Raw genomic sequence first — 12,016 nt, forward strand, 5'->3', positions numbered from 1 at the left:
AATTAGATGGGAACTCGGGGAGCCCTGTCTATCGGTCCGAGGAGTCAGGATTTAGCTTGTGCGGGCGCATTTGGAGAAGATTGAGCTTCCTTCAAGAGACCGTGGTCACGCTGCCAGGTGGTGCCATGGGAATCGGTGAGGACTATCCGCGTGACCTTCCATCCCGGATTGTTCATGATTGGGGAAATCGAATCGGTGAAGCTTCCCCGTTCCTGTGGCAGTTCCCACGCGTATTTCTCTCCCCCAAAAACCACGTACTCGCCGGGTGGCAACACGGCCAGGTTGAGAGGACTTAGATCGGTGGGATTCGCCTGTGACGATTCCGAGTATGTGCTGGAAATCTCGACATCGAATACCGCGGAATTGGATCCGTTGGAGATGTAGAGGCCCCGGCGTTGTTTGCGATCGTCTGCGTGTCGGGAAATCGACCATGCTGTGATTTCGGAGGCCTGTGAGCGGCGTTCTCGTTCGGCGATTGCCACTTCTCTCGTGGACGCTGCACTATCGCGCCCTGTCTCCACCCTGTACAGCCGTCGGGACATCACGATGGCCCAGGTCGCCGTGACTACCGCACCGATTGTGGCGGCTGCTGCGATCCAATCCGGTATAGATCCCCATATATTCAAAATAATTCCCCCCTATGCGTGAAATGAACAACCATCACCATAGCGATGGACGGTCGTCGTTTCGGATACTTAAGACGGCGGGCCGCATAGCGAAAGCATGACGGATTACCCCCAAAAATGGGCTGAGAAATCGACCGTGAAATCTCACTTGGGAGAGATTGAGAGAGAGTTTGACGTCCCCGCAGGCGTGCTGAACCGGTAGAGCCGCGCCGGCCGATGCCGCCCGCCGGTCTGCACCTGCTCGGTGGCCCGGACCAGGCCGCTGGTTTCCACCTGGCGGCGGAAGTTGGCCGGGTCGATCCGCTTATCCAGCACCGCCTCATACACCTCGCGCAGCGCCGAGAGGGTGAAGAGCTCACCCACGAAGGCGTGGCCGAGGTTCGAGTATTCCAGCTTGCCGCGGAGCCGACCAAGCGCGTACTCAACAATCTCCGCGTGGTCGAAGGCAAGCTCGGGGAGATCATCGGCGGGGAACCAGCGCACGTTTTCGGTCACCACCGCCTCGGCCGCCTCCTCCTCACGCACCAGCGCCCAGTAAATAATGGACACCACGCGGTTACCGGGGGAGCGTCCCACATTGCCGAACGCGTAGAGCTGTTCGAGGTAGCTGGGGGAGAGCCCGGTGGTCTCATTCAGGGTGAACGCCGCAGACTCGGAGAGCTCCTGTGCGGGTTCGAGGGGGCCGCCGGGGAGTGCCCACTTCCCCTGCTGCGGCTCACGGATCCGCCGCACCAGCGGAAGCCAGACCTTTCGCCGGCCGGAATCGTCCCCGGGGCGCAGCGCGAAGATGACCGTGGACACGGCGAGTTCGATCGGTGCGGACGTGATCATGGTGGCCTCCGGGCATCGTGAGCGTTTCACCTCAGCTTAGTGTCGTAGTGACACTAAGTTGTGCAAGCCGCTCGGCGGTGCCCCGCGGTGGGCCAAAACCGTGAGGAGCGCAAAGGTGACCGGACCGAGCGCGAGAACCACAAACGCGAGCTTTATGTTAATACCAGGGTCAAGGAAAGGGCGATCATCGTAATTGGCCCGGTGGCCAATGCCGAGATTGCGAGTGTCAAGCGGGCATTTTTGTTTCGGACAAATTGCCTAGCCAGGCCTAACGATGCAATCAACGCATGAATGACAAAGACACTTCGATAGACGATGACGCCCCACCATCCAGTGGTGCCTGGCACTATACCGCTGGGAATATCGATACTGTTGAAAAACGTCAACGCCGTCAGACTGAGGATGGCAACAAACACCAAGGCGTATGACGGGACCAAGGTTCGCCCACCGGGAATCGGTATGAGAAGGCTGCCGGCGAGCAGAGTAAATGCCGTGGCGTAAAAAGCTGACCACATGAAAACATTATGAAAGTCAGCAGTGTAGAAATCGTGAAGCGAAACGATTCGTTCCGCAAACTTAAAGATGGCTGCGATCGCCGCAACATAAATTGCACTCGCAAGGAGTCGACACACTATCTCTAGCGGGTCGAATCGACCGATCCTTTCTGACCTGTCGTTGGAGGTTCGCAACATCTGAGATCCTTTGTACTGGTGGACAGATTGGCGTCACTTTCTGGGACGGGGTGGAGTGCTGATTCGTTTTGGGCACCCCGAGAGCTAGGTCGTCAATCCCGACATTACTGCGCATTCACGAGCGGCTCTCTGTGTTAAACAGCATTCAATTAGCCAGCCATCCGTGCAGCAGACCCATTTGATAGCAGAAGCACGGTCATAATCGCGATCGATATGGGAGGCGTACAGAATGCCAGTACCACCACAGTCGCCTTGAGCTTGCGAACTGGGATCACACGTACAGCCAGTAGGAAGATCGACTGAATTGCCAGAACGATTGGAATGCTGAGCGTTACGAGTGATTCGAACCATCTATTTGAAGATATCGGAGACGGTAATGCGTGCGGGTCGGTTGAAAAAGCATAAATGAAGAGTGCGTATAGCCCAGAAAAAAACAAACTTCCCACGAGTACCGCAGTGATCGCAACGGTGGGCACAAGACTTCTGTCCAACGATGAACGTCGCGTCGCAAATATAGTGAATGCGGTCAAAACGACAAGAAAGTAGAGTGCCCATCCGAATACACGTAGTGGTCCGTGCGCCAGTAGGCCACTTGGCGGGAAAATGTTGTACCCCAAGATTGTGAGCACCGGCAGTGCCAGAAAGCAACTGACACCTGCCACGATTCTTGAGATGGAAAATCCATGGTTCGAAGGAGCAGTGTCGGAATTCACGGGGCAACTCCTGTTCGAAGTAAATCAAAACGCACGAGGGCCCAATAGATCATTGATACCACCTGCTTGCCGGGGGAGCGTCCCAGATTGCCGAACGCTAGGACGGTAGTCGGCGGCCACTGGGTGAACAATGCCTTGGTCACTAGAACCCCCGAGATATTGCGAGGAGCAGCGTGATCGTCTGGAGAACCAGCGGGAGCGCCACCATCGAAACGGCGAGTGCCTTTCGGACCTGCGGGTGACGTGCGGCTCGCTGAACAAACATGATGACCGGAACCGCGATCATCACCGGTGCGGGCGTGAACAGTGCGAGTTCAGATGGCCAGTTGCGCACAATCATGGGGCTCGTTTCGTCCCCGACGGGATCCGTGGGCGGCGTGCTCGTCAACACCACCATGACCAGAATAAACGCCAGATTGAGCAGTATCTGAGGGATGCCGGCCACCCAGTGGATGAGCAGCACGACACCAGACCGTTCGCTCATGACCCGCCCTCCGTCACGTGATCTGGGGAGCGCTGGGGACGCAACACTAGTGGGTGACCGAGTCGGCATAGACGGTGACCGCCCCGGCGAAATAGAGCATCGGAAAGAGAAGGAGGAGCACCGTCAGGACCGTGCGTCCGGTCCCGGGTCGGATGAGTCGCCGAATCAGCGCCATAACCGGCTGCGCGATCAACACAAACAGGCCTCCGTGGTGCACCAGGAATTCGGGCCAGTGGGTGGGGAGCACCGCCGGTCGGGCCGGGATATCGTTGGGGCCCGCGGCGGCATAACCCAGGAAGAGGAGCGCGAAGGTGCCATACACAACTACACCTCGCCGTAGCGGGGATCGGTCCGAGAATCGGCAATCATGTCCTACTTACTCACCCCGAAGATCCCCGGCCACCAGGCCAGGGCGAGCGGATAACCGACAAACGAGATGATGTCGATCAGGGTATGGGCGATGACCAGCGGCATCACCCGCCCCCAGCGGCGATAGCACCACCCGAAGACCACGCCCATCACCACGTTGCCAAAGAATGGGCCGATGCCCTGATAGAGGTGGTAGCTGCCGCGCAGCAGGGCGCTGGCGATGATGATCTTCCAGGTGCCCCAGCCGAGCTGATCCAGCCTCTTATAGAGGTAGCCGATCACGATGACCTCTTCGAGCAGGCCCGCCTTGAGTGCGGCGAGGATCAGCATCGGGATCGTCCACCAATACTGATCCGGCGGGGCGGCCTGCACGGCCACCGTGATCCCAAGCAGGCGGCCGACCGCATAGAGCGCGATGCCGGGAACCCCGATCACCGCCACCAGGAACAGGCCCCGGGCAAAATCCCGACCCAAAAGCCGCGCACGCACGTCGAGTCCGAGCTGCGCAAACGGGCTAGATCCCGGACGCCACAGGAGATAGAGGACAAGCGCGACGGGTGCCAGCCCCAGCGCGAACCCCAGGAACTGGTTGGTGAAATCCAGCCATTCGCGGGTCGAGGTGGCCTGGTTGATCCCGGCGCTCTGGTTGCCGAGCGAGGTTTCGGCGGTGAGCCTAGAGATCAGGGTCAGGATCGAGTACAGCGCGGAGGCCCCCAAAGAGAGGGCCAACACGATGCCGATTTCTATGCCCAGGCGACGGCGTGGTGCGGCAAATGCGGCATCCCGCTCGGGAAGTAGTGACATGGCGGAATCCCTTCAGAGTGCTCACCATCGTAGCCGTCGGACGTGACACTGTTGGGAACCACTCAGTGACCGCACGGGTTTGTGGCAAACGTTGTTCACTTATTACAAGCGAATGCCAACTGTGTATCCGCTCGGTAACAATCCGAGCGTCTATTTGGTGAAACCAGCGAAACCTATCTACGCTGGTGTCATCCAAGAGAACCCGCACAGGGTATATCTCTGTGCCTGTTCTGACACATTCCAGGAGGAATAATGAAGCTGAATCGCATTGGCGTAGGTGCCATTGCCCTTGCAGCCGCGAGTGCTCTGGTGCTCACCGGTTGCTCGACCAGTGGCGACAACAACGGATCGGGCAGCGGAGACGGTGCGGGCATTGTGACCGCAAACGGTTCCGAGCCGCAGAACGGCCTCGTGCCCACCAACACCAACGAGACCGGTGGTGGACGTATCGTCACCTCGCTGTTCTCGGGTCTCGTGAGCTACGACGCCAAGGGCAAGCCCCGCATGGACGTTGCAAAGTCGATCGAGTCCAGCGACTCGCAGAACTACACCGTCACCCTGAACGATGACCGCGTATTCTCCAACGGCGAGAAGGTTACCGCCTCCTCGTTCGTGGACGCTTGGAACTGGGCTGCCCAGGTTTCCAACAAGCAGAACAACTCCTCCTTCTTCGAGGACATCCAGGGTTACAACGCCGATGCTGACTCGCCCCTGACCGGCCTCAAGGTCGTCTCGGACACCGAGTTCACCATCACCCTGAACCAGCCGGTTTCGGACTTCGAGCTGCGCCTGGGTTACTCGGCTTACGTGCCGCTGCCCAAGGACGCTACCAAGGACATCACCGCCTTCGGTGAGCACCCGATCGGTAACGGTCCCTACAAGCTCGATGGCGACAAGGCGTGGACCCACAAGGAGCGCATCAAGCTCGTCAAGAACGACACCTACAAGGGCCCGCGTGAGGCGAAGAACAAGGGTCTGACCATTGTCTTCTACTCGGACCTGGGTGGCGCTTACGCCGACCTGCGCAGCAACAACCTCGACGTTCTGGACGCAATCCCGGACGCCGACCTGGCTTCGTTCCAGAAGGACCTGGGCGACCGCGCCATCAACCAGCCGGCCGCTATCTTCCAGTCCTTCACCATCCCGGAGCGCCTGGCGCACTTCTCGGGTGAAGAGGGCGAGCTGCGTCGTGCGGCTATCTCGCACGCCATCAACCGCGACCAGGTCACCAAGGTGATCTTCTCCGACACCCGTACCCCGGCACACGACTTCACCTCGCCGGTTATCGACGGTTACTCGAAGGACGTTGAGGGCAGCGATGTCCTGAACTTCGACGAGAAGAAGGCCAAGGAGCTGTGGGCTCAGGCCGACGCTATCTCCCCGTGGAGCGGCACCTTCCAGATCGGTTACAACGCTGACGGTGGACACGCCGGCTGGGTTGACGCCGTGACCAACCAGATCAAGAACGTCCTGGGTATCGATGCCTCGGGTGCTCCGGTTCCGGTATTCTCGGCCTTCCGTCAGGAAGTCGTGAACGAGTCCATCCAGACCGCTTTCCGCACCGGATGGCAGGGTGACTACCCGGGTCTGTACAACTTCCTCGCCCCGCTGTACGCCACCGGCGCCAGCTCGAACGACGGAAAGTACTCCAACCCGCAGGTTGACGCACTCCTGAAGGAGGGTCTGGCCGCTACCAGCATCGAAGATGCAAACAAGAAGTTCCAGGAAGCACAGACCATCCTCTTCAAGGACCTGCCCGCTATCCCGCTGTGGTACTCGACCGTCAACGGTGGATACAGCAACAAGGTTTCCGATGTGGTCTTCGGTTGGAACAGCCAGCCGATCTACGAGGACATCGTCAAGAAGTAGTTTCGACTCACGGATGTAACAAAAATCGTTGTAGAGTGAAGACTCTGTAATTATTTCCTGTTACTCGAGGGGGGCGAGTGTGTACCGGCTGCGGTCGGTGATCATTCGCCCCCCTCAACCTGTTGCCCCCACGGAGGCAGTGTTTTTCCTCATTAGAGAGGCTCCATCATTCATCATGCGTAACCCCGCACCCGGGGCGGTATAAGCGATATGGCAAGATATATCTTTTTCCGCCTCCTTCAGGCTATCCCGGTACTCCTGGGAACCACTCTTCTTATCTACTTCATGGTTTTTGCCATGCCCGGAGACCCAATCCTGGCGCTGTTCGGAGATAAGACCCCCACCCCCGCCCAGCTCGAAGCGCTTCGTGAGCAGTACCACCTGAACGAACCGTTCATCATGCAGTACCTCCGCTTCCTTGGCGGAATCTTCGTGGGAGACCTCGGCACCACCTATTCCGGCCAGCCGGTGATCTCGGTCCTGCAGTCCACCTTCCCGGTGACCCTGCGCCTGGCCCTGATCGCGCTGATCCTCGAGACCGTCTTCGGTATCGGTCTGGGTCTGCTCTCCGGTCTGCGCAAGGGTGGCGCCAGCGACAACATCATCCTGGCCTTCAGCCTGCTGCTGATCTCGCTGCCGATCTTCGTGATCGCGTTTGTGCTCCAGTACCTGCTGACCTTCCAGACGAGCATCTTTAGGCCAACGGTAGGTGAGGGTGCCCCCTGGGGAGACCTCATCCTGCCCGGTATCGTTTTGGCCACGGCATCGGTCGCCCAGATTATTCGTCTGACGCGTACCTCCGTGATCGAGACCATGGGCCAGGACTTCGTTCGCACCGCATACGGTAAGGGCCTCTCGCGTGGACGGGTTATCCCCGTGCACATCCTGCGTAACTCCCTGATCCCCGTGGTCACCTACATCGGCACCGACCTCGGTGTGATGATGGTGGGCGCCACCGTGACGGAGGGTATCTTCAACGTCCCCGGTGTGGGACGTACCCTGTTCCAGGCAATCAAGCAGAGCGAGGGACCCACCGTTGTGTCCTTCGTGACGGTGATGGTGCTGCTGTACCTGATCCTGAACCTGCTGATCGACCTGCTCTATGCCGTGCTCGACCCAAGGATCCGGTATGTCAAATAACGAATACACGCCCGGACCCGGGCACTATGTGGCACCGCTGGAGGAGACCCCTCTGGCGGCCGTCGACGCCGTCAACGTCGACGAGAAGCCCAGCAACCTCTGGCGCGACGCCTGGCAGGACCTGCGCGGCCGGATCTCCTTCTGGATTTCCTCCGTTCTGATTCTGCTGATCGTGATCGTCGCGATCTTCCCGCAGCTGTTCTCGAGCGTGGATCCCACCAAGTGTGACCTGCAGTTCTCGAACCAGGGCCCCTCGGAGGGACACATCCTCGGCTACACCAAGCTGGGCTGTGACGTTTACTCCCGCATCATCCACGGAACCGGTACCTCGGTTTCGGTGGGTCTGATCGTGACCGTGCTGGTATTCGGCCTCGGTGTGATCTTCGGTGCGATCGCCGGTTTCTACGGTGGATGGGTTGACTCCGTGCTCTCGCGCGTGGGCGACATCTTCTTCTCGATTCCCTACATCCTGGCTGCCATCGTTGTGATGTCGCAGTTCAAGGCTGAGGACCGCAACGTCTGGGTGATTTCGCTCGCGATCGGTTTGTTTGCCTGGCCCTCCACGGCGCGTGTGTTGCGTGCCGAGATTATCCGGGTCAAGCAGGCCGACTACATCACCAGCGCCAAGTCGATTGGTCTGTCGAACTTCAAGATCCTGATGCGCCACGTGCTGCCCAACTCGATCGCCCCGGTGATCGTGATCACGACCCTCTCGCTTGCGGGTGCGATCGTGGCCGAGGCAACGCTGAGCTACCTGGGTGTGGGTCTGCCCTCGACGATTATGTCGTGGGGTAACGACATCGGTGCCGCGCAGGACAACCTGCGTAACTCGCCGATGACCCTGATCTACCCGTCCATCGCGCTGTCGATCACCGTGTTGGCCTTCATCATGCTTGGTGAGGCCGTGCGTGACGCGCTCGACCCGAAGGCGAGGGCTCGTCGATGACCGAACCGCTGCTGCAGATTCGCGATCTGGAGATCGCGTTTAAGACCCAGAACGGTATCGTTCAGGCCGTCCGTGGGGTCAACCTCGACCTCGGTGCCGGCGAGACCCTGGCGATCGTGGGTGAGTCGGGTTCGGGTAAGTCCACCACGGCCACCTCGATCATCAACCTGCTGCCGGGTACCGGACACATCACCGGTGGATCGATCCGCTTCGACGGCCGCGAGCTCACCTCGCTCAGCCGCAAGGAGATGGAGAACATCCGCGGTCGCGAGATCGGTTTTGTTCCGCAGGACCCGATGTCGAACCTCAACCCGGTGTGGTCGATTGGTTTCCAGGTGGAGGAGGCGGTCCGTGCAAACGGCATCGCCACCGGCCGCAAGGAGGTCAAGAAGCGCGCGATTGAGGTGCTCAAGGAGGCCGGTCTGGCCGACGCCGACCGCCGCATGAAGCAGTACCCGCACCAGTTCTCCGGTGGTATGCGTCAGCGCGTGCTGATCGGTATGGGCCTGGCCGCGAACCCCAAGCTGCTGATCGCCGATGAGCCCACCTCGGCTCTGGATGTGACCGTGCAGCGTGTGATCCTGGATCACCTGGAGTCACTCACCCAGGAACTCGGCACCGCCGTGATCTTCATCACCCACGACCTGGGCCTGGCCGCCGAGCGCGCCAAGCACCTCGTGGTGATGTACAAGGGTCGCATCGTGGAGGCCGGTCCCTCGGTGGAGATCCTGCAGAACCCGCAGCACCCGTACACCAAGCGGCTGGTGGCCGCGGCACCGAGCCTCGCCTCGCGCCGCATCCAGTCCGCCGACGCGCAGCTTGCCGAGCTTGAGGTCAGCACCCAGACCGGGACCGTTGACTTCGACCTCGTGGCCGCCGCGGCCGGTCGCGCCGAGCTCAAGGCAAAGCAGGGCCCCCGCCCCAACGCCATCGAGGTTGACGATGTGACCAAGGTGTTCAAGATCCGTCAGGGAAGCGGCCGCGCGGTGGACTTCACCGCGGTGGACAAGATGTCCTTCGCCGTGGAGAAGGGCACCACCACCGCAATCGTGGGCGAGTCCGGTTCGGGCAAGTCGACGATCGCACGGATGCTGCTCGGTCTGGAGACCATTACCTCGGGTGATATCCGGGTGGATGGCGAATCGCTTGCGGGTCTGGACAATAAGGGTCTGTTCAAGCTGCGTCGCAAGATGCAGCCGGTCTTCCAGGACCCCTATGGTTCGCTGAACCCGCTGCAGTCGATCGGAAACATCATCGGCGAGCCGCTGGATGTTCACAAGGTGGGCGATTCCAAGTCGCGTCGTAACCGCGTGAACGAGCTGCTTGACCAGGTGTCCCTGCCCAAGGCCATGTTCGGTCGCTACCCCAACGAACTCTCCGGTGGTCAGCGTCAGCGTGTGGCGATTGCCCGCGCGCTCGCGCTCAAGCCCGAGATCATCGTGCTGGATGAGGCCGTGTCGGCACTGGACGTTCTCGTCCAGGCCCAGGTCCTGCAGCTTCTTGCCGAGCTGCAGGAGGAACTGGAGCTGACCTACCTGTTCATCACTCACGACCTCGCGGTGGTGCGTGTGATCGCCGACAACGTCTGCGTGATGGAGCAGGGCAAGCTGGTTGAGGCTGCCACCACCGATGAGGTGTTTGGTAACCCGAAGATGGAGTACACCCAGCGTCTGCTGGATGCCATCCCCGGCTCCGGCATCAAGATGGGCCTGTAGCCCGTCCGCCTCGTCACACCGCCCGGTGTCTGCCCTCGGCAGACACCGGGCGGTGTGCGTTTTACCGGCGATTTTGGGGGTGGGGGAGACCTGTAGACTGGGCGGGTGAATCGCTTCTTCCCTCCCCGCCCCGAAAACCTGTTCATCATGCGGGCGCGCAGCGGCGTCATCGCCTTTTATGTTTTTGCGGCGCTGGGGGCGCTGCTCCTGGGGGAGTCGGCCTTCCGCGGCCGGTGGGACGTGGTTTTCTCGGCGCTGCCGTGGACCCTGCTGGTGCTGTGGGTGCTGCTGATCACCGCGTATCTGCCCTATATCGGGTACTCGGATCGGGCCGTGGTGGTGTACAACATCCTGCGCCGGCATGAGTTTCCGTGGGCCGCGGTGACCAAGATCACCGATCACCACCAGTTTGTTTTCATGCTGCGTGAGGGGGCACCGATCAAGGCCTGGGGCGGCCCGGTGGGTGGACGTCCCCGGGGCAACGGTCTGGGAACGATGAAGCCCGTGGACCGCACCGCGGTAACCCCGCTGGATCACCTCACCGATAAGTGGCAGACCGGGCGTGGGCTGTCGATGGGTAAGCGTGCCCAGACCACCTGGAATGTGCCGGCGATTGTGCTGGGACTGGTGCTCATCGTCTGGTGCGGATTGACCCTGATCTAACACCCGCGGTGCGGCACACAGCACGCACCGCACGTTAACACACGAGTATGGCAATTTCTGGTGTTTATTGACCAGTATTTCTGTTCCTGGCGCACCGCCCATACTCAGCAGTTTCGGCGTTAGCTGGGGGCATGAACCGACCCCACCTCACACCACGCGAGTCCTGAGACATGCTCGGGTTTCTGGCACGCCGCCTCGGCATCAACGCGCTCTTGGTGGTACTCGCCACCTCCCTGGCCTACGTGGTGGCCAGCGGGGTCATGGATCCGGGCGCTCGATATCGACTGCTGAGTCCGCCGCTGAGCCCCGCCGCGATCGCCGGCAAGCTTGCGGAGATCGGCGCGGATCCGCGCGAACCCGTACTGAGCCGACTGGTGGTCTGGGCGCGCGGCATTATCTTTGAGGGAAACCTGGGCCGGGGACTCACCGGACAGAACATCACCCAGGAGATCTTCGGCCGCGCGGGCACCAGCCTGCGCCTGCTGGTGATCGGGTCGCTGCTGGCGGCCATCGTGGGCATCGGCCTGGGCGTGTGGGGTGCCGTGCGCCAGTACCGGCTCTCCGATCAGGTGGTGGGTGTGCTGTCGTTTGTGGTGTTTGCCACCCCGACCTTTGTGATCGCGATCCTGCTGATGATCGCCGCCACCGCGCTCAATTCGGTGCTCGGCTCGCAGTTTCTGGAGTTCACCGGGGAGGGCGGTGAGGCTGGCCAGACCGGGCTCGCGCTGGTGGGCGATCGGATCGGTCACCTGGTCCTGCCCACCCTGGTGCTGGTGCTGATCGGTGCCGCTAGCTACTCTCGGGTCCAACGTTCGGCGATGCTCGACGTGCTCTCGGCCGAGTACATCCGCACGGCCCGGGCCAAGGGGCTGCGGCGCGGGCAGGCGATCTGGCGGCACGGGGTGCGCGTGGCGATCATTCCGATGTCTACGTTTCTCGCCTATAGCCTGGGTACGCTGATCGCCGGGTCGGCGGCCATCGAGATCGTCTTCTCCTGGAACGGCGTGGGCCGCTACCTGGTTTCCAGCATCGGACAGGGCGATATCAACGCCATCGCCGGGGGAACCGCGTTCATCTCGGTCGTGTTGCTGGTCGCCGCGAGCCTCTCGGACGTGTTGTTTGGACTGCTGGATCCGCGAGTGCGGGGCACCCGATGAGTGCCCA

The 12,016-nt window shown here is 60.9% G+C and carries 12 protein-coding genes; 6 read left to right on the plus strand and 6 right to left on the minus strand.

Annotated features, from left to right (window positions below; all coding sequences use genetic code 11):
• Positions 1-44: 44 nt before the first annotated feature.
• The 6 genes from IE92_RS18355 to IE92_RS0110625 all read right to left on the minus strand — a co-directional run bounded on the left by IE92_RS18355 (position 45) and on the right by IE92_RS0110625 (position 4,519).
• A complete protein-coding gene (locus IE92_RS18355) occupies positions 45-482 on the minus strand; it encodes a hypothetical protein (RefSeq protein ID WP_156027506.1) in 438 nt (145 codons plus the stop codon).
• 288 nt (positions 483-770) lie between these two features.
• Complete coding sequence (locus tag IE92_RS0110605) at positions 771-1,457, minus strand: NUDIX hydrolase (protein WP_051701599.1); 687 nt, start codon at positions 1,455-1,457, stop codon at positions 771-773.
• Positions 1,458-1,609: 152 nt separating this feature from the next.
• Entirely contained in the window at positions 1,610-2,149 is a 540-nt protein-coding gene (locus IE92_RS0110610) for a hypothetical protein (protein WP_030148475.1), read from the minus strand.
• 855 nt (positions 2,150-3,004) lie between these two features.
• Positions 3,005-3,346, minus strand: a complete 342-nt coding sequence (locus tag IE92_RS0110615) for a hypothetical protein (RefSeq protein WP_030148476.1) — start codon at positions 3,344-3,346, stop codon at positions 3,005-3,007.
• A gap of 46 nt (positions 3,347-3,392) precedes the next feature.
• Positions 3,393-3,668 (minus strand): hypothetical protein, encoded by a 276-nt coding sequence (locus tag IE92_RS17365; RefSeq protein ID WP_030148477.1) that lies wholly within the window; start codon positions 3,666-3,668, stop codon positions 3,393-3,395.
• 50 nt (positions 3,669-3,718) lie between these two features.
• Entirely contained in the window at positions 3,719-4,519 is an 801-nt protein-coding gene (locus tag IE92_RS0110625) for a CPBP family intramembrane glutamic endopeptidase (RefSeq protein ID WP_030148478.1), read from the minus strand.
• 252 nt (positions 4,520-4,771) lie between these two features.
• Between IE92_RS0110625 and IE92_RS0110630 the strand changes: the two genes are divergently transcribed.
• The 6 genes from IE92_RS0110630 (at position 4,772) to IE92_RS0110655 (ending at position 12,009) form a co-directional block, all read left to right on the plus strand.
• A complete protein-coding gene (locus tag IE92_RS0110630; protein WP_030148479.1) occupies positions 4,772-6,388 on the plus strand; it encodes a peptide ABC transporter substrate-binding protein in 1,617 nt (538 codons plus the stop codon).
• A 210-nt stretch (positions 6,389-6,598) separates the two neighbouring features.
• Positions 6,599-7,528, plus strand: a complete 930-nt coding sequence (locus IE92_RS0110635) for an ABC transporter permease (RefSeq protein WP_030148480.1) — start codon at positions 6,599-6,601, stop codon at positions 7,526-7,528.
• Positions 7,518-8,474 (plus strand): ABC transporter permease, encoded by a 957-nt coding sequence (locus IE92_RS0110640; RefSeq protein ID WP_030148481.1) that lies wholly within the window; start codon positions 7,518-7,520, stop codon positions 8,472-8,474. The genes IE92_RS0110635 and IE92_RS0110640 overlap by 11 nt, the downstream gene beginning before the upstream one ends.
• Positions 8,471-10,189 carry a dipeptide ABC transporter ATP-binding protein gene (locus IE92_RS0110645; RefSeq protein ID WP_030148482.1) on the plus strand — a complete coding sequence of 573 codons (1,719 nt, stop codon included), beginning with the start codon at positions 8,471-8,473 and terminating at the stop codon, positions 10,187-10,189. Before IE92_RS0110640 ends, IE92_RS0110645 begins: the two co-directional genes overlap by 4 nt.
• Positions 10,190-10,294: 105 nt before the next feature.
• Entirely contained in the window at positions 10,295-10,852 is a 558-nt protein-coding gene (locus IE92_RS0110650) for a hypothetical protein (protein ID WP_030148483.1), read from the plus strand.
• Positions 10,853-11,022: 170 nt separating this feature from the next.
• Positions 11,023-12,009, plus strand: a complete 987-nt coding sequence (locus IE92_RS0110655) for an ABC transporter permease (protein WP_030148484.1) — start codon at positions 11,023-11,025, stop codon at positions 12,007-12,009.
• Positions 12,010-12,016 lie beyond the last annotated feature (7 nt).

Origin of the sequence: Mycetocola saprophilus (assembly GCF_000718085.1) — a bacterium.
In the GTDB taxonomy this organism is placed as follows: Bacteria; Actinomycetota; Actinomycetes; order Actinomycetales; family Microbacteriaceae; genus Mycetocola; species Mycetocola saprophilus.

Bases quoted from the DNA above. Each gene is read 5' to 3' on its own strand.
- IE92_RS0110635 (WP_030148480.1), top strand. From the start codon at position 6,599: ATGGCAAGATATATCTTTTTCCGCCTCCTTCAGGCTATCCCGGTACTC.
- IE92_RS0110645 (WP_030148482.1), top strand. From the start codon at position 8,471: ATGACCGAACCGCTGCTGCAGATTCGCGATCTGGAGATCGCGTTTAAG.
- IE92_RS0110610 (WP_030148475.1), bottom strand. From the start codon at position 2,149: ATGTTGCGAACCTCCAACGACAGGTCAGAAAGGATCGGTCGATTCGAC.
- IE92_RS0110655 (WP_030148484.1), top strand. From the start codon at position 11,023: ATGCTCGGGTTTCTGGCACGCCGCCTCGGCATCAACGCGCTCTTGGTG.
- IE92_RS0110615 (WP_030148476.1), bottom strand. From the start codon at position 3,346: ATGAGCGAACGGTCTGGTGTCGTGCTGCTCATCCACTGGGTGGCCGGC.
- IE92_RS0110640 (WP_030148481.1), top strand. From the start codon at position 7,518: ATGTCAAATAACGAATACACGCCCGGACCCGGGCACTATGTGGCACCG.
- IE92_RS0110625 (WP_030148478.1), bottom strand. From the start codon at position 4,519: ATGTCACTACTTCCCGAGCGGGATGCCGCATTTGCCGCACCACGCCGT.
- IE92_RS0110630 (WP_030148479.1), top strand. From the start codon at position 4,772: ATGAAGCTGAATCGCATTGGCGTAGGTGCCATTGCCCTTGCAGCCGCG.
- IE92_RS0110605 (WP_051701599.1), bottom strand. From the start codon at position 1,457: ATGATCACGTCCGCACCGATCGAACTCGCCGTGTCCACGGTCATCTTC.